The sequence below is a fragment of the Heyndrickxia coagulans 36D1 genome (assembly GCF_000169195.2).
Lineage (GTDB): Bacteria > Bacillota > Bacilli > Bacillales > Bacillaceae_C > Weizmannia > Weizmannia faecalis.
Map to the genome: position 1 here is coordinate 815,888 of NC_016023.1, position 21,321 is coordinate 837,208.

At 47.3% G+C, this 21,321-nt stretch carries 18 protein-coding genes; 8 read left to right on the forward strand and 10 right to left on the reverse strand.

What is annotated here, in order from left to right:
- Positions 1–268: 268 nt before the first annotated feature.
- Positions 269–1,084: an SGNH/GDSL hydrolase family protein gene (locus BCOA_RS21040; RefSeq protein ID WP_014096124.1), complete on the reverse strand. Its 816-nt coding sequence runs from the start codon at positions 1,082–1,084 to the stop codon at positions 269–271.
- Positions 1,085–1,387: 303 nt separating this feature from the next.
- Between BCOA_RS21040 and BCOA_RS21045 the strand changes: the two genes are divergently transcribed.
- The 3 genes from BCOA_RS21045 (at position 1,388) to BCOA_RS21060 (ending at position 3,793) form a co-directional block, all read left to right on the forward strand.
- Positions 1,388–1,960, forward strand: coding sequence for a cupin domain-containing protein (locus BCOA_RS21045; RefSeq protein WP_014096125.1), 573 nt, complete (start codon positions 1,388–1,390; stop codon positions 1,958–1,960).
- Positions 1,961–2,110: 150 nt separating this feature from the next.
- Positions 2,111–2,404 (forward strand): hypothetical protein, encoded by a 294-nt coding sequence (locus tag BCOA_RS21050; RefSeq protein ID WP_013858390.1) that lies wholly within the window; start codon positions 2,111–2,113, stop codon positions 2,402–2,404.
- A 351-nt stretch (positions 2,405–2,755) separates the two neighbouring features.
- Positions 2,756–3,793: an SDR family oxidoreductase gene (locus BCOA_RS21060; protein ID WP_043052588.1), complete on the forward strand. Its 1,038-nt coding sequence runs from the start codon at positions 2,756–2,758 to the stop codon at positions 3,791–3,793.
- A gap of 262 nt (positions 3,794–4,055) precedes the next feature.
- Here BCOA_RS21060 and BCOA_RS21065 read toward each other — a convergent pair whose 3' ends face one another.
- Together BCOA_RS21065 and BCOA_RS21070 are read right to left on the reverse strand one after the other, a co-directional pair.
- A complete protein-coding gene (locus tag BCOA_RS21065) occupies positions 4,056–4,616 on the reverse strand; it encodes a maltose acetyltransferase domain-containing protein (RefSeq protein WP_014096128.1) in 561 nt (186 codons plus the stop codon).
- A 14-nt stretch (positions 4,617–4,630) separates the two neighbouring features.
- Positions 4,631–5,176, reverse strand: a complete 546-nt coding sequence (locus tag BCOA_RS21070; protein WP_014096129.1) for a GbsR/MarR family transcriptional regulator — start codon at positions 5,174–5,176, stop codon at positions 4,631–4,633.
- 184 nt (positions 5,177–5,360) lie between these two features.
- On the opposite strand from BCOA_RS21070, the gene BCOA_RS21075 reads away from it, so the two are divergent.
- The 4 genes from BCOA_RS21075 to BCOA_RS21090 are packed head-to-tail and all read left to right on the forward strand — an operon-like array spanning position 5,361 to position 8,784.
- A complete protein-coding gene (locus BCOA_RS21075; protein ID WP_014096130.1) occupies positions 5,361–6,506 on the forward strand; it encodes a betaine/proline/choline family ABC transporter ATP-binding protein in 1,146 nt (381 codons plus the stop codon).
- 11 nt (positions 6,507–6,517) lie between these two features.
- Complete coding sequence (locus tag BCOA_RS21080; protein WP_014096131.1) at positions 6,518–7,171, forward strand: ABC transporter permease; 654 nt, start codon at positions 6,518–6,520, stop codon at positions 7,169–7,171.
- Positions 7,172–7,186: 15 nt separating this feature from the next.
- Positions 7,187–8,095: an osmoprotectant ABC transporter substrate-binding protein gene (locus BCOA_RS21085; RefSeq protein WP_014096132.1), complete on the forward strand. Its 909-nt coding sequence runs from the start codon at positions 7,187–7,189 to the stop codon at positions 8,093–8,095.
- Positions 8,096–8,106: 11 nt separating this feature from the next.
- Complete coding sequence (locus BCOA_RS21090; protein WP_014096133.1) at positions 8,107–8,784, forward strand: ABC transporter permease; 678 nt, start codon at positions 8,107–8,109, stop codon at positions 8,782–8,784.
- 388 nt (positions 8,785–9,172) lie between these two features.
- Here BCOA_RS21090 and BCOA_RS21100 read toward each other — a convergent pair whose 3' ends face one another.
- The 7 genes from BCOA_RS21100 to BCOA_RS35270 all read right to left on the reverse strand — a co-directional run bounded on the left by BCOA_RS21100 (position 9,173) and on the right by BCOA_RS35270 (position 19,422).
- Positions 9,173–11,170, reverse strand: a complete 1,998-nt coding sequence (locus tag BCOA_RS21100) for a beta-galactosidase (protein WP_014096135.1) — start codon at positions 11,168–11,170, stop codon at positions 9,173–9,175.
- 194 nt (positions 11,171–11,364) lie between these two features.
- Entirely contained in the window at positions 11,365–12,351 is a 987-nt protein-coding gene (locus BCOA_RS21105) for a LacI family DNA-binding transcriptional regulator (protein WP_014096137.1), read from the reverse strand.
- A gap of 337 nt (positions 12,352–12,688) precedes the next feature.
- Entirely contained in the window at positions 12,689–13,888 is a 1,200-nt protein-coding gene (locus tag BCOA_RS21110; protein ID WP_014096138.1) for an MFS transporter, read from the reverse strand.
- Positions 13,885–14,313: a MarR family winged helix-turn-helix transcriptional regulator gene (locus tag BCOA_RS21115; RefSeq protein WP_014096139.1), complete on the reverse strand. Its 429-nt coding sequence runs from the start codon at positions 14,311–14,313 to the stop codon at positions 13,885–13,887. The genes BCOA_RS21110 and BCOA_RS21115 overlap by 4 nt, the downstream gene beginning before the upstream one ends.
- Positions 14,314–14,690: 377 nt before the next feature.
- Positions 14,691–15,668 carry an L-threonine 3-dehydrogenase gene (locus BCOA_RS21120; protein WP_014096140.1) on the reverse strand — a complete coding sequence of 326 codons (978 nt, stop codon included), beginning with the start codon at positions 15,666–15,668 and terminating at the stop codon, positions 14,691–14,693.
- Between the two features lie 69 nt (positions 15,669–15,737).
- Positions 15,738–16,928, reverse strand: coding sequence for a glycine C-acetyltransferase (locus BCOA_RS21125; protein WP_014096141.1), 1,191 nt, complete (start codon positions 16,926–16,928; stop codon positions 15,738–15,740).
- Positions 16,929–17,115: 187 nt separating this feature from the next.
- Positions 17,116–19,422 (reverse strand): helix-turn-helix domain-containing protein, encoded by a 2,307-nt coding sequence (locus BCOA_RS35270; RefSeq protein ID WP_014096142.1) that lies wholly within the window; start codon positions 19,420–19,422, stop codon positions 17,116–17,118.
- Between the two features lie 478 nt (positions 19,423–19,900).
- Between BCOA_RS35270 and BCOA_RS21140 the strand changes: the two genes are divergently transcribed.
- A complete protein-coding gene (locus tag BCOA_RS21140) occupies positions 19,901–21,319 on the forward strand; it encodes an amino acid permease (protein ID WP_014096143.1) in 1,419 nt (472 codons plus the stop codon).
- The last annotated feature ends 2 nt before the right edge of the window (positions 21,320–21,321 follow it).

Consider the following 21,321-nt stretch of genomic DNA (forward strand, 5'->3'; position numbering starts at 1 on the left):
CTGAAAGCGACGCCATTTTTTCGTAATAACGAACAAAATACTTTCTTTTTCGCAACATTCCTTTGTTTTCCTTGCTTTTTAAAAATATATTAAGAACAAATTGTTTTATATTACGAACAATTCGTTTTTCACTGAGGTGATTTATCCGAAAACAGCAAAAAGCCCTGTCTTTCAGAGATAGCCTTCTGAAAGACAGGGCGATATATTCACAATCCTTGAGCGCCTGCCAAAAGACCGGGGGTTGCCCTTCCGAAAAGCAGCCAGTATTTTACTTTAACAGCCCATACGCTTTTTTGTACACCGTATTTGCAATTTCTTTATGCCCTTTGTCATTGGCAAGCCAGCCATCGCTTTTGCCCGTGGCCGCTTTCTCTCCTTTCTGGCCGTGTGTATCGGAACGGTTCAGCCAGACAGATTCAATATTGGCAACAGGAACACCCTTTGCCTTCCCCACCTCTTCAATGGCGCGGTCATAAGTAAAAGACAACTGCCCGCTGTTCCAGGTGGTGAGCAAAATGATTTTTGTTTTCTTGCCGGTACTCTTTCTGATTTCATCCACAAAATGTTCGAGATCTTTCTTAAATTGGCCGGCAGAAACGTAAGTGTTTTTGGCATTCCGGTTCAGATCAAACGTACCGAACTCAATCGTCACAAGATCAGGATGATTGAAAATAATATGGGGAAGACTGTCTGCCCCATGTTCCTTCAGGCCGGCCCCGCTCTTGCCGTAGCCATTGATGGTCTTCACTTTATATCCAAGGCCTTGGTGAATGCGCGCAGCCAACAAAGCGGCATACGTTTTGCTTTTTTTCGTTGCAAAATCCCCTGCTGTCAGGCTGGAGCCGACCGGCAAATACACCAGTTCTTTCCCTTTATGTTTTTCGTAAATCTGTTTTGCCGCGCTTTCCTTTGCTGCCTTTGCCTCCAGGCTGCGCTTCTTTTCTTTTGCCAAGTCTTTTTTATATTGCTGCTGTGCTTTTTCAATCGTTTTTCCGGTGTTCGCCTGATAATACCAGTTACCGGTTCCCAGCACACCAGCCGTAATGAAAAACAATAAAGCTACGAGCCATCCTTTTTTTCCCAAACTGCCGTCCTCCTGAATGGTTTCTGAGACTATTATACAAGATTTGCCTGTAAGAGGGAAAAAGGATAGGATGTGGTTGGGTATCCAAAAAAACTTGCTTTGCCGTATCCCATTACACCATGGATGCCTTTATTAAAAAAGCCCGCGGATTTTTGGCAAAAAGTGAAAGTTTCCGATAGGTTAGGCGGGGAAAAACAATAACAAGGGCGGAGCATACCAAAAAGAAAATTCTGCCTGTATCGTGCAGATGAACGAGAAGCCGGGAAATCATGAAACCTGATTAAAAGAGGAGGGGAAACAACCATGAAACGATTGCTTCCATTTATGTCAGCTTCAGACGGCAAAGATGCAGGGGGCACGGCAGCAAACGATAACGTTTCTGCATTTTATTTTGAGGAGAACGGCGGGATTCCGAATAATCCGTTTCTCCCTGTGCTCATTTACCACGGTGTTTTTAAAGGACGGACAGACGAAATTGAGAAAGTGTTTCAAAAAAATAATTGGGGAAACAACTGGGTATGGACCATTTTCCCTTACCATCATTTCCACAGCAATTCCCATGAAGTGATTGCGGTACGGAGCGGCCATGCCAAAGTGCAGCTTGGCGGCCCTCAAGGTAAAATTTTTACAATATCTGAAGGTGATTGTGTGCTGTTGCCGGCCGGAACCGGGCATAAACGGATTGAGTCAGGAGGCGGGTTCGCGGTGACAGGGGGTTATCCGGGCGGGCAGGATTATGATACCCAAATGAGGGCAGATGAAACCTTGCGCGAAAATATCCGCAAAACCGGCATGCCGGAAACCGATCCCGTGTTTGGAAAAAACGGGCCGCTTTTTTCCTATTGGACCCGTGAACCGGGCGGCAAAGCAGGATGAGCGGCAGTTCGCGGGCAGAAACGGCCGCCAGGGCAGGCTGGTTCCAGCGCAAAAGATGAAATTTCTTTCTAGTTTGCATTCCATATTGCATAAAATGAAACCAAACTTGAAAGACTAGCCTTGTATTCTTTACAGAAATGGGTGTGAATCATGAAGGAAATTTTGGAACAAGTGAAGGAAAAGCTCGAAAACGCTTATAATCATCCCGATTCAGCAGATTTAGATGCCTGCATCCGGCAGCTTCAGGATGCCCGCCAGCAGTACGGGGACAAAGGGACGATGATTGAAGATGCCATTACGGCGATCGAACAGGCGAAGCATTCGATCCCGGAACACCGCCATGCAGGTACTGATTCGGCGGCAGGCGCATTCGGCCAGGCATACAACGCCCTTGAGCATGCCATTGAGTCTTTCTCTGGAACGGAAAATAATGATCCATTTTAAAAGGCAGATTTTTAAAAACAGCATCGTGCTCCATTCAAACCTTGGATTTTCCAAGGTTTTTCTGTTATTCCATCCATGTAGCGCGAACCGGGCAACGATTTTGGCCAAGGAAGCCAATACTCTCCAAATGATTTCCGCAATCGCGGTTTCAGCAATTTCTCCCATGCATCCCTTAAAAAAAAGCCCAACCGCGCCTTCCCTGCTTTTTCAATTCCGGAACCTCCCATTTCCAAATCCTGCTGCTGCAAAAATAACCGCAATCAGGGTATAGATATATTACGAAACACAGCAAAAAAACTTCAAGGAGGGCATACATTGGACCAATCTTATGTACAACAAGGCAACGGCAGTATGGATGCCAGTATGGAAAAACCATTATCACTGAAAAAACTGGCAGACCAGGTCATCGTGATCACCGGCGCTTCGAGCGGGATCGGGCTTGCCACCGCAAGAATGGCTGCAGCCCGCGGCGCACGGCTTGTACTCGCGGCAAGGAATGAGCACGCGTTGAAAATTCTTGCCAATGAGTTAAAAAATAATGGCAGTTCCGCCATCTGGGTGCGGGCGGATGTCGGCCGCGAAGAAGATGTGAAGCATATTGCGGCAACCGCCATTAAAACGTTCGGCGGCTTTGACACCTGGGTGAACAATGCCGGCGTTTCAATTTTTGGCGAAGCGATGGACGTCAGCATTGAAGACATGAAACGCATGTATGACACGAATTTCTGGGGCGCCGTATACGGGACAAGGTTAGCCGTCCAGCATTACAAAAGCCGCGGCGTGCCCGGCGCTGTGATCAATATCGGCAGCCTGTTCGGCGACCGCGGAACCGTCATCCAGTCCACCTATGCTTCCTCTAAATTTGCGTTGCACGGTTTTACGGAAAGCATCCGGATGGAACTTGAAAAAGAGCATGCGCCCGTTTCGATTACGCTCGTTCACCCCGGCCGGATCGATACGCCGTATAATGAGCATGCGCGCAGCTACCTTAAGAAACAACCGGCGCATTATATGTCCATGATTTACCCGCCTCAAGCCGTCGCGGAAGCCATCCTGTTTGCAGCCGAGCACCCGAAGCGGGATATGTATGTCGGATCGCAGGCAAAAATGGTCGCAGTCTTAGGCCGCTTCTTGCCACGGTTCATGGATAAATTAATGGAGCTGACCATGTACCGGACGCAGCACAGCGACCGGCCGTCAAAGTCGAAAGCGGACAGCGCCCTCTACCATCCGGGTTACGGCCTGCATGAACGGGGCACGAATAAAGGCTGGATGCGCAGAAACAGTTATTATGTCAAGATGAGCAAATATCCGCTTGCATCAGCCGCCATAGCTGCATTTGTCGGGGCAGCGCTCTGGGCTGCCGTTTCACCCAGGCAAAAAGATTAAGGGGCAAGCCACCTTGACCGCAGGGTGGCTTGTTATGGTTGGCGTTCCGCTGTTTTTTTACTGATGGCCGCCAGTTTTCACTGATTCTGGTCACTCGATAGGTTATGTTTACATAACCCCAATTTTGAGAGTGTTTTTTTCCACGTCCTCTCTTTTCCCTGGCTTTAACTGCTCTCCCGGTTTTTCCCAACTTCCCGGGGTTTCCATCGCGTTTCGCTGATACCAGGCTTACATCCACAAAAAAAGGAAGGCGCCGCCTCCCTTATGCTTCCACCATCTTGATGATTTGCGCCGGGTTTCCGCCGACGACTGCATTGTCGGGTACATCTTTTACCACGACGGCTCCGGATGCGATCACCGCATTGTTGCCGATCGTAACACCCGGGTTAATCACCGCGCGTCCGCCGATCCAGACGTTATCGCCAATTTTCACCGGTTTGGTCAACTCCAGGCCAGACACCCGCGTTTTCGCATCAAGCGGATGTGTTGCCGTATAAATGTGGACACCCGGCGCTAGCATGCAGTTTTTCCCGATCTCAACCAGTCCCCCGTCGAGAATGACACAATCGAAATTCGCATAAAAATTCTCCCCGACATGAATGTTAAACCCGTAATCGCAGCGGAAATCCGATTCGATAAAAAGGTGTTCCCCCGTCGAACCGAATAATTTTTTCAATAATGCTGTCCGGGTTTCCAAATCGGTTTCATCTGTTTCATTGAACGTACGGATGAGGCGCCTGGCCTTCAATCTCGCCTGCGTGAGTTCCCGGTCTCCCGCGTTATACAACTTCCCGGCGATCATTTTTTCTTTTTCTGTGCTCATGGGCCAGCCTCCGTTTATTCCTGTTTTTTCTTCGGTACATACTCAAAAATTTTTCCACTCTCAAAAAAATCGACAAGCCGCGAAAGCCAATCATAATATTCCGCAAGATTGAAAAGCTCATTTAAAAAATGATTCAGCTGCTTCTCCATTTCCGGCGGCAGCTCTTCATTGTCCTTCAGTTCTGCCAACTCACGCGCAAATTTTTTTTCGAAGAATTTGTTGCGATGAATGATTTTCCGCAAATTGGACGTAAAAATGGCAACAAAAGTGTCGTAAAAATCGAGGCCGACATTGTAAAGATCTTTCCGGACCCCTTTTTCAAACACTTTTTCCGCGATATTCATATCGACCATTTCGCGGACTACCTGGCTCATTCTTGTCTTGCTCATGCCTGTTGCCTGGGACAATTCATCGAGCGTCATCGGCCGGTGATTTATGTAGATAATGCCGAGGACACGCCCGACGGTTGGCGGGATGCCGAAAGCACGAATATGGTCCGCAATTTTTTCAATATATTGTTCTTTCGCCCGGACAACTTTGTCCAACGTTTTTTCTTCCATTCCAGAAATGCTCCTTTTGGCCGCTTTGCCGAAGTACTGTAAAAAATGATGAACCAATTGCCTTCAATTACAATATATATCATCTATATAATAAGTACAATACGTAAACTTTTCATTTTACAAATTTTACGGTATACTTATATTGTAACCAATCTCTACCCAAAACAAACTGGAGGTGCGAAAATTGTTAAAGTTTGACCACGTCTCGAAAATTTATAAGGGCGGCAAACGCGCCGTGGACGATTTGAATCTCGAATTTGCGTCCGGCCGTTTTATCGTTTTTATCGGCCCGAGCGGCTGCGGTAAAACGACCACGATGAAAATGATCAACAGGCTGATTGAACCGACAGAAGGCACGATTTATATCAATGGCAAAAACATCAAAGATACGGACCCCGTTAAACTGAGAAGAGAAATCGGGTACGTGATTCAACAAATTGGTTTATTTCCCCATATGACAATCCAGCAAAACATCTCTCTTGTCCCGCGATTACTAAAATGGCCTGAAGAAAAACAACGGGAGCGGGCCAAAGAACTGCTCCAGCTCGTCGATATGCCAGAAGAATTTTTGGACCGTTACCCGCATGAACTGAGCGGCGGCCAGCAGCAGCGCATCGGCGTTTTGCGGGCACTGGCGGCAGACCAACCGCTCATTTTAATGGATGAACCGTTTGGCGCGCTTGACCCGATTACCCGCGACAGCCTGCAGGACGAATTGAAAAAGCTGCAAAAGGAACTTGGCAAAACCATCGTATTTGTTACCCACGACATGGATGAAGCGATTAAACTCGCCGACCAGATTGTCATCATGCGCGACGGCAAACTGGTCCAAACCGGCACGCCGGATGAAATTCTCCGCGAACCGGCCAACGAATTTGTGGAAACGTTTATCGGCAAAGAACGGCTGCTTCAGGCCCGGCCGAATATCCAGACCGTTGAACAAATCATGAGCCCGAAAGCCGTTACAGTCACAGTCGATAAAACATTAACAGAAGCCATCCAAATCATGAAAGAACAGCGGGTTGACTCCCTACTTGTCGTAGACAGCCGGAAAGTGCTCCTCGGCTATATCGATGTCGAAATCATCGATCGAAACCGCAGGAAACCGGTTCTTGTCAAAGACGTGGTGGAAACGAATTTAATCGCAGTGGAAAAAGACACCCTCGTCCGCGATACAGTCCGGAAAATTTTAAAACGAGGCATTAAATACGTGCCTGTTGTCGACCATGAACACCGGCTTGTTGGCATTGTCACGAGAGCAAGCCTTGTCGATATCGTTTACGACTCCATCTGGGGCGAAGAGGAACCCGTATCTGAAATCATCAGTTAGGAGGAAAAATCATGGAAGCCTTCATGCAGTTTATGGAAGCCAATTGGAGCGAACTGTTGTTCAAAACATGGCAGCATTTCTATATCTCCATCACGGCTGTCATCTTAGGCATCGTTGTCGCTGTTCCGCTTGGCATCTGGTTGACAAAATACCGGCGGGCAGCAAATATTGTGATGGGCATTGCGGGCGTTATCCAAACTTTCCCAAGCCTTGCCATTTTAGCCTTCTTCATTCCGATTTTCGGTATTGGAAAGCTTCCCGCCATTGCGGCGTTGTTTTTCTATTCGGTCCTGCCTATCTTGCGGAACACGTACACCGGCGTAAAGGGGATCGACCCGAAACTGGTGGAAGCAGGGCGCGGGATGGGGATGACCGGATGGGAAAGAGTCATCCATTTGGAACTTCCCCTTGCCATCCCTGTGATCATGGCCGGTATCCGCCTTTCCACTGTTTATTTAATCGGCTGGGCAACCCTTGCCTCTTTTATCGGTGCAGGCGGCCTCGGAGACTATATTTTCAGCGGCCTCAATTTGTACCAGCCGGAAATGATCGCGGCCGGCGCAGTACCGGTAACCATTTTGGCGCTTATCGTGGACTACCTGTTTGGAAAGCTTGAAACGATTGCTACTCCAAAAGGCATCCGGAAACAAAAACAGGCCGCTTAGAAAGGATGACGGCACATGAAAAAATTAGCAGCCCTCTTGCTTGTTTTCTGCTTAAGCATCTTTGCGGGCGGCTGTACGCTGCCAGGCCTAAGTGCCGCAGACAGCCAGTCCGTAAAAATCGGCATGACCAACTCAACGGAAACACAAATTATCGGTTATATGGAAAAAGATATGATCGAACATTATACCAATATAAAAGTCGATATGGTCAACAATCTTGGTTCCTCGATTGTGCTCCATAAAGCGATGACAAGCGGGCAGATCAATATTTCCGCTGTCCGCTACACCGGGACGGATCTAGCAGGCGCACTCGGCATGGAACCGGTGACCGACCCGGAAAAAGCGTTAAAAATTGTCAAACAACAGTTTGAAAAACGGTTCCACCAAACATGGTTCGACTCTTTCGGATTTGCCAACACCTATGCCTTTACTGTTACCAAATCCTTAGCAGACAAAGACCACTTGACAAAAGTTTCCCAATTAAAACCAGTGGCAAAAGATTTGCGGCTTGGCGTGGATAACTCCTGGCTGAAACGGAAAGGCGACGGTTACGACGGTTTTGTGAAAACGTACGGATTTACATTTGGAAAAACGTACCCGATGGAACTCGGGCTTGTTTATAAAGCCGTCAAAAGCGGAAAGGCGGATGTTGTGCTTGCCTATTCAACCGACGGAAGAATCAATGCATACAACCTCGTTATGCTGAAAGACGACAAACACTTTTTCCCGCCGTATGACGCCTCCCCTGTCGTACGCGACGACACGTTAAAACAACATCCTGAACTCAGGAAAGTTTTACAAAAGCTTGTTGGAAAAATTGATACGAAAACAATGCAGCAGTTGAATTATGAAAGTGACGTCGAAATGAAAGAACCGTCGACGGTGGCAAAAGAATTTCTAGAAAAACATCATTACTTTGAATAGGAGGGGTGATCATGGAAACGATCAGGAGCGTACTTCATTATTACGGGGAAAACGGCAACTATGTATGGGTACAATTTTACCGCCATTTCCTGATGTCGGCATATGGTGTTCTGTTTGCAGCGGTCGTCGCGATTCCGCTCGGGATTTTCATGGCCCGCCGCCGCAAGCTAAGCGCCTGGATTCTCACACTTGCCAATATCATCCAAACGGTCCCGTCGTTGGCGATGCTGTCCATGTTGATGCTCGTTATGGGACTCGGCACCAATACGGTCGTGCTTGCCCTGTTTCTTTACTCGCTTTTGCCGGTTTTAAAAAATACGTATACCGGCATCCTCAGCGTCGATCAATTTTTGCTTGAGTCCGGCAAGGCAATGGGGATGACAAAGTTCCAGATCATGCGGATGGTGGAACTTCCACTTGCATTGTCTGTCATTATGGCCGGCCTCAGGACCGCACTCGTCGTTGCGATCGGAATTGCAGCCATGGGCACATTTGTCGGCGCAGGCGGACTCGGTGATATCATCGTCCGCGGAACCAGCGTCTCAAATGGCACATCCATTATTTTAGCCGGTGCAATTCCGACTGCCTTGATGGCTGTCGCCGCCGACTTTATCATGGGCTGGATTGAACGCCGCCTTTCCCCGGTAAAAAAGAAAACACGCAAACAGACCGTAGAACAGGCAGCATAAAAGGATCCCCCGCGGGGACGCGGGGGATCCTTTTTGATAGGCATTACCGGACGGACCCGGTACAGCTTTGTGCCGGATGTTGCGGTCGTGTTCGTATCCTTTTGATGTGCAATTGCAACATCTCTATCCTGGAAATTTATGCCTGCTGTTTTTTATCCCTCTGCTGATACATGTCCGCTACAGCATGGGCGTCTATTGCATTTCTCGTATCCGTGCTGCCGGAACTGCGGCTCAACGGTTCACCGGGTTTCTTCCCCGATACGTCTCGAATGGCCGCTTTGCCCGGCTGACGAGCGCCGGCAATCCAACTTGAGAACCCGGAGTGGCCTTTAAAAACAGGCGGTTTTTCTGGAGTAGGCAAAGGGCAGTTTTCCAATCCGGGCGCTTCCTATTTTTCAATTACCTGCAAAATTTTCACATCCCGGGGTGAGAGCCGGACCGTTTCTGATTCAGTATCCCCGTTAATCAGTTCCAGGTACGTGCCACCTGCATTCACAAACTGAACCTGATCTGTGTGGTTAAGCAGGAACAAGTATTTTTCATTTCCATTTTTGCGCACCACCACTTCCACGCCACGAGGAGCATCCAAAGCTGGTCGGACATCCGCTTCCTGTAAAATGTCTTTTAAAAGAGAAGACAAATATTGTTCATCCGGCTGTGTCCCAATATAATAAGCTTTTCCTTTTCCGCAATGATGCGCGGTGACAGCAGGCGACCCGGCCAAATAGCCGTCTTTGAACCAGGCCAAAGCTTCGGCACCTTTCAAGTGAATCTTTTCCTCCCACACGCGAATAGCCGCATCGCCATACCCGGTCCGGATTTGATGCACCGCCCCTTTTTTCATCGGCGCAAACTCTTCAACATAAATGCCAAGAATATCCCGGTACGCGCCCGGATAGCCGCCAAGATACACACGGTCGTTTTCATCCGCAATGCCGCTGAAGAAATTGCTGACAAAATAACCGCCTTTTTCGACATAGTCTTTTACTTTATCCGCAAATGCCTTTGTCACCCTGTAACTTGCCGGCGCAAAAACTACTTTATACCGGTCCATTGCCTCATCCGGGTGAATAAAATCGACACCGATGTTTCGGGTATGAAGCACCTTATAAAACGGCAGAAGCTGTTTAATATAGGTTACAAGCGAAGAAGGTTTTGAATCGAGCTCCAATGCCCACCAGTTTTTCCAGTCGAAAACAATCGCAACATCGGCTGCATATGCTGAACCCGTTACCTTTTCCAAATTTTTCAATTCATTGCCGAGTTGTACCACTTCCCGGAAATTCCGGCTTTCTTCATCCCCGGAATGCGGTACCATCCCGCTATGGAATTTCTCCGCACCGCCCTGGGATGCGCGCCATTGGAAAAACATGATGCCATCCGCCCCGTGCGCAGCCGCTTCATAACTCCAAAGCCGCATCTGCCCTGGTGTTTTCACGGCATTTTGCGCACGCCAGTTGACTGCGCCCGCCGCCTGTTCCATCAACAAAAACGGTTGCTTTTTCAAACTCCGCATTAAATCATGGGCCATAAACTGCGCATACGGAATACGGTCGAAAGGATCCGGATATGCATCCCATGTCACAAGATCCATTTCTTTCGCCCAATGGAATCCGTCCACCGGTTTGTGCAGCCCCATTAAGTTTGTCATTACCGGCACATCCGGCGTATATGCTTTCAGGATATCGCGTTCCATTTTATAAAGTGCAAGCAGTGAATCATCCATAAAGGCTTTGTAATCGAGCTGTTGCATCGGATTGGCAAAAGTCGGCGTTTTCCCCGGGAGACAGATTTCTTCCCATTCATAATAACGCTGGCTCCAGAAGTCCGTTGACCAGCTTTTATTCAAGTTCTCGATCGTGCTGTATTTTTCTTTGAGCCATGTTTGAAAAGCTTTTTTGCAGTTGTCGCAGTAGCATTCGGCAATGTGGCAGCCATACTCATTGTTCACATGCCACATGACAAGCGCGGGATGATTTTTGTACCGTTCCGCAATTTTGCGCACCAGTTTCGCCGCAAGCCGCGCGTAGTCTTTGCTGTTCGGGCAATAATGCTGGCGCGACCCCGGCAGAAAGCGCGCCCCGTCCTTGTCAACCGGAAGCGAATCGGGATATTTCCGCGACAGCCATGCCGGCGGGGCCGCAGTGGCAGTGGCCAGATCCGCCCCGATGCCGTTTTCCGCAAGCATATCCATGATTTTATCGAGCGTTGAAAAATCATATGTTTCTTCATCCGGCTGCAGCCTTGCCCAGCTGAAAATGTTGATGCTTACATAATTGACGCCGGCTTTTTTCATCAGCCGCATGTCTTCTTTCCACACAGATTCATCCCATTGTTCAGGGTTATAATCCCCGCCATAATAAAATTTTTCTTGTTTTTTTAACATCACGCATTCCTCCAAGTTGTCCGTTATTTAAGTGCACTGCCACCCAATGTTTCCATCCTTCTTCCACTTTGGTGAAAACGGTATCATTCATAACCCCATCCTAGCACCGTTTTACGCAAAAATCAATAAAAATTTAAACATTTCAGCTGATTTTTTACATAATTTTTACGTAAATATTTTGCAAGGGAAGCGTTTCATTTACTGCTTTCTCTTATAACAAGTTTTGTCCCCAGTCTGACTTTTTTAGGGATTTCCCGACTGTTTATACGTTCTAGCAACAGTGTCACCCCTTCTTCGCCCAAAACTTCGGTATACACTTTTACGGTGCTCAAGGCGGGGACCGTATATTGGGACACACTTACGTCATTAAAGCCGATCAGACTCACTTGTTCCGGAACCCGGATGTTATTTTCATGAAGGGCCTTTAAACTGCCGATCGCCATCGGATCATTTGCAATAAAAAAAGCTGTCGGCAAATGATCCCCCAAGTTCCGAATGGCAGAAATCATTTGCTGGTAGCCGGCACGAACATCATATTTCCCTTTAAAATCAAAAACATCTTCTTTACGATAGAGCCCTAACTTTTGCATATATCTGGTATATTCAAGACTGCGCGGATCAATTCCGGAATTCATTTCATCCTCAGCCAACGACCCGATATATCCAATCCGCTGATGCCCCTGTTGTACAAAGTAATCAATGACATCTTTAACTGCCTGTTCAAAATCTACCATAACCTGATCAGCACTTCCCACCTCATAATAAGTATCCACAAAGCAAATCGGTTTTTGAAAAGATTGAAGCACTTGAATCTGCTGTTTTGAGAATTTCCCAATCGCTAAAATTCCTTCCACATCACCCGGGATCTTTTCGTATTCGGCATAAACCCGGGAGATGGACAAGCCGTGTTCCTCTGCGTATTTTTCAGCCCCCAAGCGGATGGACATATAGTAAATATCATTCAGTTCTTCTTCCTGCGAGCTCCATTGTACAATTGCGATTTTTTCCCTCCTGGCCGTTTTTTTGTTTATATGTTTTGTATAGTTCAGACTTTCGGCTGCTTCAAATATTTTTCGCCTTGTTTCATCAGATGCCACTACCTTATCATCATAATTCAGAACTCTGGACACGGTTGCAATGGATACCCCCGCCATTTTGGCAATATCAGCCATTGTCGCCATAATAACCACCTTATCCTTTACGAAAACTATATGTAAATTTTTATTTATTTTTACGAAAAAAACTCCGCTTATGTTTATTGTAAACGGAACAATTAGTGATAATCAAATTTTTTATAAAATATTTTTTAACTTATCTTATGAAAAAACAGGGACCTTACGCTGTGCAGTCAAAAGAGCCTGCCTCTTGCTTCTTTTTTGATTTCCCAAGTCTTTGCCGGCCGATCCTGCACTGGCTTTCCACCGGACTATCCCACTCTCGTTCACTTCGCTTTTGACCCAGGCAAGTCACTAAAAAACACAAACCCGGGGGCAATCCCCGGGTTTGTGTTTAGACAAATTATTCTGCTTCTTCCACCACGCCTTGCAGAGATGCTGCTTTTTTGCCGTGGACAAAATAATAAAGAAATACGCAAAAGACAAGGACAACAGCCATGATGGCGTACAAGCCGTGATAACCAGCGAACGGAACCAAAAGCCCGAGCAAAAACGGACCGACCCCGACACCGGCATCAAGAAAAATAAAGAATGTTGAAGTCGCAAGCCCAATCCGGTTTTTCGGCGATACTTTGACTGCAATCGCCTGCCCGCTTGCCGAGAAAGTGCCGTACCCAAGCCCGACGAAAATCCCGGCCAATAAAATTAATAGTCCGCTGTCAGCCTGGTTCAGCAGCACGAGCCCTGCCGCAAACAAAAGAAACGAAGGATACATGACAAAGTTCTCGCCTTTTGTATCAAACCATCTTCCCGTAAACGGCCTGGACACCAGCACCGTCACGGCATAAACAATAAAGAAAAAGCTTGAAATATCTACAAGGTTCATTTCTTTCGCATACGAAGTCAAAAAAGACAGGATGCTTGAGTAGCCGAGCCCGACAAATGCGCTGATGATGGCAATCGGGAACACTTTCGACTCAAAGAAATTGCTGATTTTGAGCCCTTTCATCTTTTCCAGATCCGCTTTTGAGAGTTCCACTTTCGGCACCTTTAAAAAGAGCGCGGAGATAAAGCTCAAAGCCAATAGCACAAGACATAAGGCAAATACCATATTAAAACTTGCGTGCTGAATGAGGAACATGCCGACGAAAGGCCCGACAGCCGCGGCAAGTGTTACACTCAATGCATAATAACCCGTGCCTTCCCCGCGGCGTTCATTGGGTATGATCCCGGCAACAATGGTTCCTGTTGCAGTTGAAGCTATTCCAAGTGCTGCACCGTTTAAAAAGCGGACAGCCAGTAAAACACCCAGTTGATTCGTCACAAAATAAAATAATGAAATGATGAGAATCGCAATAAAACCGGCATAAAGCATCTTTTTCCTGCCGATGCGGTCAATCGATTTGCCGGCAAAGAGCCGCGCAACCAGGACCCCGACGACGAAAATCCCTGATGCCAGGCCGGCCACGCTTGGCGATGCATGAAATCGGTCAGTCGCAAAAAGCGTAACGGTCGCCATCAATAAGTAAAATGTAAAATACAGAAAAAAGTTCGCGGTCGAAACGATTATAAAATCCTTTGTCCATAACTTCGGCCTGCTCAATTTGTTTCCTCCCCTTTGTAATCTAAATTGTCTCTGATTTGCGGAAGCAGTTCGAATATGATCTTTTGCTCCGCTTCCGGAATCCCCTTCATTGCCTGCTGTTCCAATCCGGTAATTTCCGCGCGGCACTGCCGGTAAATGTTTTCGCCTTTATCCGTCACCCGGATCACTTTTTCTCGGCGGTCTTTTCCCGGGATCTGTTCCACGCTTCCCTGTTCTTCCAGCTTTTGGACAATCCTTGTCACGTTCGGTTTTTCAATTTGATAATACTTGCAGATTTCCACAAGCGTGCACGGGCCGAAATTCCGCACATAAAACATCACCTGCCAGAGCGAATAGGACAACCCGAACTGTGCCAATAAGCCGTTCAATTTCTTGATCAGCACACGGTATAAGCGTATATAGCGGTAAAACAGCCCTTGCATCCAAAACCTCCTTCAATTTCTTGAACATCCGCCCTGACCCTTATTAGAAAGCACTGGCCACAGCGAGATCATTTTCGTAATCAACACGCCTTCACCATCCACCCGCGCCCACATCAGAAGCGCAGGCATCATACAAACAGTTTCGTTACCCTAAGCAACATTTCGCAAGACTAAATATAAAGGTTAATTCAATCGTTGTCAATGGGCGGTTGTACCCTACGGTTCAGTTCCTGAAAAAATCCTCCGAGCCACTGATGGTGTCGAAGCAACAAAATAACATGCCATATCATGCGGCGGTTACAAAAAGAGGATAGATAGAGCATTGATGCTGCTCATCTATCCTCTTTGTGATTTTCATCATGTAACCAGGCAAAAACTCAAACCGACTCCATCAACCTGCACTCGACCCCCAGTTTGTTCGCTAAGTTTTCCAGCATCGATTTTGTCATGCGGTCTAAATCGTATTGGGGGTTGAAATCCCATTCTTCTTTGGCCGCTGTGGCGTCAATGCTGTTTGGCCAGGAATCGGCAATTTGCTGTCTGGCAGGGTCAACCTTGTAATCCATCGTAAACGCCGGTATATATTTTCGGATTGAAGCGGCAATTTCTTCAGGGTCAAAGCTCATGGCCGTTATATTAAAGGCATTTCGGTGTTTTAATCCAGACGGGTCCGCTTCCATTAATTTGATAATCGCATCAATCGCATCCGGCATATACATCATATCCATATACGTGCCCTTCGCAATATAAGATGTATACTTTTGGTGCTTTAACGCTTCATAATAGATATCCACCGCATAGTCTGTCGTCCCGCCGCCCGGAAGCGCTTTGTGGGAAATCAGGCCGGGAAAGCGGAGGCCGCGGGTATCCACGCCGAATTTTGTAAAATAATAATCACAGAGCAATTCCGCACTTACTTTCGTAACACCGTACATCGTATTTGGCCGCTGAATGGTGTCCTGGGGGGTATGGTCTTTCGGCGTTGACGGGCCAAAAGCGCCGATCGAGCTTGGCGTGAACAACTGGCAGTTGGAATGCCGCGCCACCTCTAGCGCATTCAATAGACCGCCCATATTCAAATTCCAGGCGAAAAGCGGCTTTTCCTCAGCTGTTGCGGACAGGAGCGCCGCCAAATGGATGATCGTATCAATCTGATAGTCATTGACCAGTTTTTGCATCCGCTCGCCGTCCATGACATCCAGTGTCGCATACAGGCCATCGTTTACAACCGGGCTGTCATCCACATGGCGGATATCCGTGGCGAGGACATTTTCTGCTCCGTAAAGTTCCCGGAGCCTGATCGTTAATTCTGTACCGATTTGCCCCAGGCTGCCGGTTACAAGTATTTTTTTCATCACAAACAACCTCCCGTTAAAAATGAAAATGGGTCCAGCCCCTGTTGGAAAGGGCGCCACACAGCCGTTTCAGATAACGCTCAGCGCTTCGCCGACTTTTTGATATACAGCAAGCACTTGGTCGAGCATTTCTTTCGTATGGCCGGCAGTAGGCATATTGCGCACTCTGCCGGTTCCCTTTGGCACGGTCGGATAAGTGATGGCTTTGGCGTAAACCCCTTCCTCAATAAGACGGCGCGAAAATTCCTGCGTGACCGTTTCTTCGCCGATGATACAAGGCGTAATCGGGGTTTCCGATTGCCCGGTATTAAACCCGATTTTTTTCAAGCCTTCTTTTAAATACCGCGCGTTTTCCCACAGCCGGTCGACTCTCTCTGTTGAATCCATTAAGATGTCGATCGCCTTTATGCAGGCTGCGGCAGATCCCGGCGTCATGGCTGTCGAAAACAAAAACGGGCGGGCGCGCACTTTCAGCCAGTCAATCAGTTGCCGGGTGCCGGCCACATAGCCGCCTACAACACCAATCGCCTTTGAAAGGGTGCCAATTTGGAAATCAATTTTATCGGAAAGGCCAAAATGCTTTACCGTTCCTGCGCCGTTTCCCATTACGCCTGAGCCATGAGCATCATCGACATACGTCAATAAACCGAACGTCTCGGCAATTTCCACGATCTCCGGAAGCTTCGCAACATCCCCGTCCATGGAAAAAACGCCATCGGTAATATACATGATTTTTTCGTAGGCGCCGCTTTCAACCGCTTCTTTTGCAGCCCGCCACAAGTCATCCATGTCCTGGTGTTTCACCCGGATGATTTTTGCCCCGGACAAACGGCAACCGTCAATAATGGACGCATGGTTCAATTCATCAGAAAGAATGGCGTCCTTTTTTGTCATGACCGCTGAAATTGCACCCATATTGCAGTTAAATCCGGATTGAAAGGCAATCGCCGCTTCCGTATGCTTAAATTCGGCAATCTTTTTTTCCAGCTCTTCATGTATTGTCATCGTTCCGTTAATGGTCCGGACAGCGCCGGCCCCGACACCGTACTGCTTTGTCGCATCAATCGCTGCCTGGACCAGCCTTTCATCGTTTGCTAACCCGAGATAATTGTTTGAAGACATGTTGATGACTTCTTTGCCGCCAATTTTAACAACCGGTCCGTTGGGGCCTTCCAGTGTATCAATGATGTTGTACAGCCCCTTTTCACGCAGTTCCTCCAGTTGCGGGGTTAATATGTTCTCTAACACTTTTCCGGACATGACAAAAAACCTCCGTTCATGCATTTTTCAATCTATCTTCCGCAATCCGCGAATGAAAGCGCTTTTATTTTATCATTTTAAATGACTTTTCCTTCACTTGCATTTCCATTTTTGCTGTGTGTATCCTCCATATTTGCCTTTCCTTTCTGTTATTGCCGGATAAATTGCAAAAAAAGGCCGTTAAGTTTTAACCTAATGGCCTGATTTCGAAAAGATGAAATGCATTAAAGGTCAGAGTGGATTGCAAATACAGCGCCGAGTCCACTGTCTTCTCATAAATTTGCAGGTCAGGGTGGGTTCCCTGCTTGATAAACGTGATGATTTCTGGATCGTAAATATCCTGATGCTGCAAATTGATCGAACTCGTATAAAATTCCCCATGATGTTGATCCAGAATATGCTTCCGGATTTGGTAACGCCCGGGCGGCAGCCCTGAAATCACCATTTTCTTTTCCTTTGTGACAGAATGGAGAAAGTAGCTTTCGACAGAATAAGAAGGATTGATATAAGAAGGGTTGTACACGGCCAATTGGTAACCGTTTTCCCCTTTTGCCATGACAAAATCCTCCCCTTCAGCTAAAATCTGCAGCGCCATTTTTTCCATCAGCTGCAAGTTAAAATAAGCAGGGCGTTTGATTTGGTAATAATACAAAAGGGCAATGCCGTTCATCGCAATATGGCCCCGGCCTGTATTGTTTTTTTCCAAGGAATGGGTATCAATCCAGAATCCTAAGCCGTCTATTTCTTTCATGGCATCGAGCATTTCTTTAAAAATAAGGGCCGAGCGAAAAAAAGTACCGCTTAAATCCATCGTATTTCCGTAAAGTGTATTCCAGTCCGTAAGAAAAATTGGCACCTTGGCCAAACCGGCAGACGATAAACGATCCTTTAATTGCTTACACGTTTTCTTTACGAAGTTTTTTACACCTTCAAAAGTGCGGTTATTCATATCGGTAAAATCCACTTTTTCATTTGGGTTGCAGGTAAAACAAACGAACTCACACTCGCCGGAAATTTGCTTTAAAAAGGCATCTTTAGAAGCTTCCAGAGAAACCGGCACATGCAGGCCCACTTTCACAGCAGAAGCCCGCTTCTTCACTGTTTGATAAAAGGCGTGGTAAAAGTTTTTTTGTGTGCCGCCCCACTCCCGGAAAACCAATTCAAACCGCCATTTTCCGAGAAAAGCGCTGCCAAAGTATTGAAGGCTGTGCTGTAAAAAGGCATCCAGCTTCTTCAAATATCCGGCGCTGTCTGCTGCTTCTTTTTCTACCTCCACGCGAATGAAAGGCACAAGCCCAAGCCGTTGGAAGCTGTTCAACAAGGCATCCATCTGGTAAAATTGCCCGCCAATTTGATAGAGGGGTGTTGTCATCGCAAAGCTGTCCGAAAACAGATTGGAAAAATAGACATAGTCAAATCCAATTTCCTCCTGGATGAGCCTCAACTCCGCCTGCACCTCTTCATGTAAAGCATATTCCAGGTTCCCGATTGCCAGTATTTTTGCACCTTTTTCGCCGGTGAACATAGGCTCCGGCGGCAGGGCGATATAAACGGTGGAAACAGCCAGTTCCGTCAGCATCGTGCTTTTTTCCCGCTCCGAAATGTATTTGCTGACTTCCATGAAAAACTGGGGCGATGTCAGCAATGTAGATTTTTTCTTTCCGCAATCTTCCTCCGTATCCGAAAGTTCAATTTGGTGAAGACGGCGATATTCAGAGGGCGTTTGCCGGTATTTTTCTTTAAAAGCTTTATTGAATGCCTTTACATTTGGAAAACCATTATTCAGGGAAATCCGGGTAATCGGGTGGTCCGTATAAACAAGCTCGCGCACCGCCGATTTTAAACGGAGCTGTTTGATATATTGGGAGAAGCTTTCGCCCACTTGTTCTTTAAAATAGCGGGATAAGTAGTAAAGCGACAAGTAATGGCGGTTGGCGATTTCCGCGAGTGTAATTGGTTTCCGGTAATTTTTCCCAATGTAAGCGAGAATCTCTTTCATCCGTTCATCGTTGATCCTGGAGTGGGCATGGCGGCCAAGATAGGTGGTTTTAAAATTCCGGATTAATATCAGCACAATCTGAAAAATCATACTGTAAATCTCAATTTCACTGCCCTCTTTCTGCTGGTAGTGGGCAATGAAAATTTTTGCCATCAGCTGGCGGATCTGGTCAAAAAACATATACATCCCATTGTCTTCATTGGAGGAGTCACAATCAAACCGGCATTCATGAATGGCAGGATAATATGCCTCGATCATTTCCAGCGGGATTTGCAGCGATAACACCACATTTTCCTTGTTGCCCTTCATCGAACGGATATCATTGGCGTTTATAAGCAAAAGATGATTTTCCGATAAATGGCACGCATGTTGATTGACCGTCACCTCTAGCTCACCCTTTATGACAAGAAGCAGCTCAATCCCCAAACCGATATGGGGCGGGTCGTATTCCATATTTTGCAAATTGATTTGATAATCTTTTAACGGATCATTCATGAATATCACCTTTCACGTTTTTCAAGCTCCCCCGGCTGCAGTAGCGCGAGGTTTTTGATGGCTGGAATGGCGAAAAGGAACCTGCCATTGCGCATTTTTATGAAAAAAAGCATGCTGCAGGAAGGGCCGCGGTTTGCAGGATGCGATCTAAAAAATCAAATAATATTTGGCTTCAGCCGCAAAGTAAGGGTGCAAACCAAACCGGCCTCTTTGCCCTTATTATACTCGATTTTTCATTAAAACAGGGAAAACGCATACGACGCTGGAAAGTTCCGCGCCGGGTGAAAAAAACCTATGCCGGGAAAAAGCGCCGGCAACCGGGCATAAAAGGCCAGGAAATGAACGAAGGTTTGCCGGCGAATCGCATGGTTATTCTTTACTCCCCCGTTTAGAAGCCGGGCAAAACCTAAAGCGACACGATTTTTCGTATGGATCCCCCCGTGGCGGCGCATGATAACGGAAAAGGCAGATAAAGAGGGTGTGCAAAATTCAAAAAACGATCAATGTCGGAACGGTGTCCAAGCACCAGCGGAAAGCGGCGAGAAAAAGGGGCGGCAAATTAAATGAGTACAGTTTGGCCGGACTTGGGATCGGTGGAGTGATCGGGGCCGGGTACTTTTTAGGTTCGGGGCTTGCTGTCAGGGAAGCGGGGCCGTCCGTTTCGCTTGCTTTTTTGATCGGCAGCCTTCTCATGATGCAGGTGCTCGGGGCAATGACGAGCATCAATGTAAACCGCCTGCAGCAAGGGTCTTTCCGGGTCTATATTGAACATTTTCTGGGGCAGTATGCCGGCTTTTTAATTGGCTGGGCGCTATTTGTTTCAAGTATTTTGGCGATCGGGTCGGAAGCAATCGCGATGGGCGTTTTTGCGCACTACTGGCTGCCGAAAGTGCCGCTTCCCGTGCTCGCAATCGTTTTTATGGCCGTGATTATTGTGCTGAATGCCATGAATATGGAGATTTTCGGGCCGATTGAATCGGGAATGGCAGTTGTTAAAGTGGCAGCACTCATTGCTTTTATTGCCGTGGGGGCCTGGGTGCTATTCACGCAGAACGGGATGGCGGCCCGCAACCCTTTTTCAAGCCCACATGCCTTTTTCCCGAAAGGCATTTCCGGGCTGCTTCAATCCATGCTGGTTGTCATCTTTTCTTTTTCCGGGATCAGCGCGGTCGCAATGGCATCCACGGAGGTGGCAAAGCCGCGCATCCAGATTCCGCGGGCAGCCGGGTTCATGGTTTTCGGTTCGGCCGGCCTGTATGTGTTGTCGATGCTCGTGCTTGTCATGCTGACTGCATGGAATACCGTCTCCGTCCATAAATCACCTTTTGTTCATGCATTGGATGTGATCGGCATGAGTGGTGCGGCTTCCTTTTTCAATATTGTAATCCTGCTTGCAGCTTTTTCCGTCATGGCGGCCAGTTATTATACATCTGTCCAGTTAATCGTTTCGCTTTCAGAGGCAAAAAAGGGGCCGCACCTGTTTTTAAGACATGCTAAAAACGGCTTGTACCGGTACGCATGGCTGACAGCCGGGGCGGGCTGCCTGCTCGTTGTCGGACTGTCCTTTCTCCTACCTGCTGCTTTATATAACTATTTGGTTTCGGCATCGTCCTATATCACCTTTTTGAACTGGGCGTTGAATTTAATTACATTTCTTGTTTGGCGAAAAAAACGGAGTGAACACGAAACGTATCAATCAAAACTGATCTGGGGCGTTCCGGGCGCTTATGCCTCGCTTTTTGCCATAATGGTACTGTTTGTGATGAGCCTACGCGTGGCCGATTTCCGGATGGGATTTTATGCCGCTTTATGTTTCTTTTTGCTCATTACAGCTGCTTATGCCGTATGGAAAAAAGCGGGGAGACGTACAGAACAGAAAACCCCGGAATCCACTTAGGG

Coding starts and splice junctions, on each gene's coding strand:
- BCOA_RS21045 (WP_014096125.1), top strand. CDS start 1,388: ATGAAACGATTGCTTCCATTTATGTCAGCTTCAGACGGCAAAGATGCA.
- BCOA_RS21050 (WP_013858390.1), top strand. CDS start 2,111: ATGAAGGAAATTTTGGAACAAGTGAAGGAAAAGCTCGAAAACGCTTAT.
- BCOA_RS21060 (WP_043052588.1), top strand. CDS start 2,756: ATGGATGCCAGTATGGAAAAACCATTATCACTGAAAAAACTGGCAGAC.
- BCOA_RS21065 (WP_014096128.1), bottom strand. CDS start 4,616: ATGAGCACAGAAAAAGAAAAAATGATCGCCGGGAAGTTGTATAACGCG.
- BCOA_RS21070 (WP_014096129.1), bottom strand. CDS start 5,176: ATGGAAGAAAAAACGTTGGACAAAGTTGTCCGGGCGAAAGAACAATAT.
- BCOA_RS21080 (WP_014096131.1), top strand. CDS start 6,518: ATGGAAGCCTTCATGCAGTTTATGGAAGCCAATTGGAGCGAACTGTTG.
- BCOA_RS21085 (WP_014096132.1), top strand. CDS start 7,187: ATGAAAAAATTAGCAGCCCTCTTGCTTGTTTTCTGCTTAAGCATCTTT.
- BCOA_RS21090 (WP_014096133.1), top strand. CDS start 8,107: ATGGAAACGATCAGGAGCGTACTTCATTATTACGGGGAAAACGGCAAC.
- BCOA_RS21100 (WP_014096135.1), bottom strand. CDS start 11,170: ATGTTAAAAAAACAAGAAAAATTTTATTATGGCGGGGATTATAACCCT.
- BCOA_RS21105 (WP_014096137.1), bottom strand. CDS start 12,351: ATGGCGACAATGGCTGATATTGCCAAAATGGCGGGGGTATCCATTGCA.
- BCOA_RS21115 (WP_014096139.1), bottom strand. CDS start 14,313: ATGCAAGGGCTGTTTTACCGCTATATACGCTTATACCGTGTGCTGATC.
- BCOA_RS21120 (WP_014096140.1), bottom strand. CDS start 15,668: ATGAAAAAAATACTTGTAACCGGCAGCCTGGGGCAAATCGGTACAGAA.
- BCOA_RS21125 (WP_014096141.1), bottom strand. CDS start 16,928: ATGTCCGGAAAAGTGTTAGAGAACATATTAACCCCGCAACTGGAGGAA.
- BCOA_RS35270 (WP_014096142.1), bottom strand. CDS start 19,422: ATGAATGATCCGTTAAAAGATTATCAAATCAATTTGCAAAATATGGAA.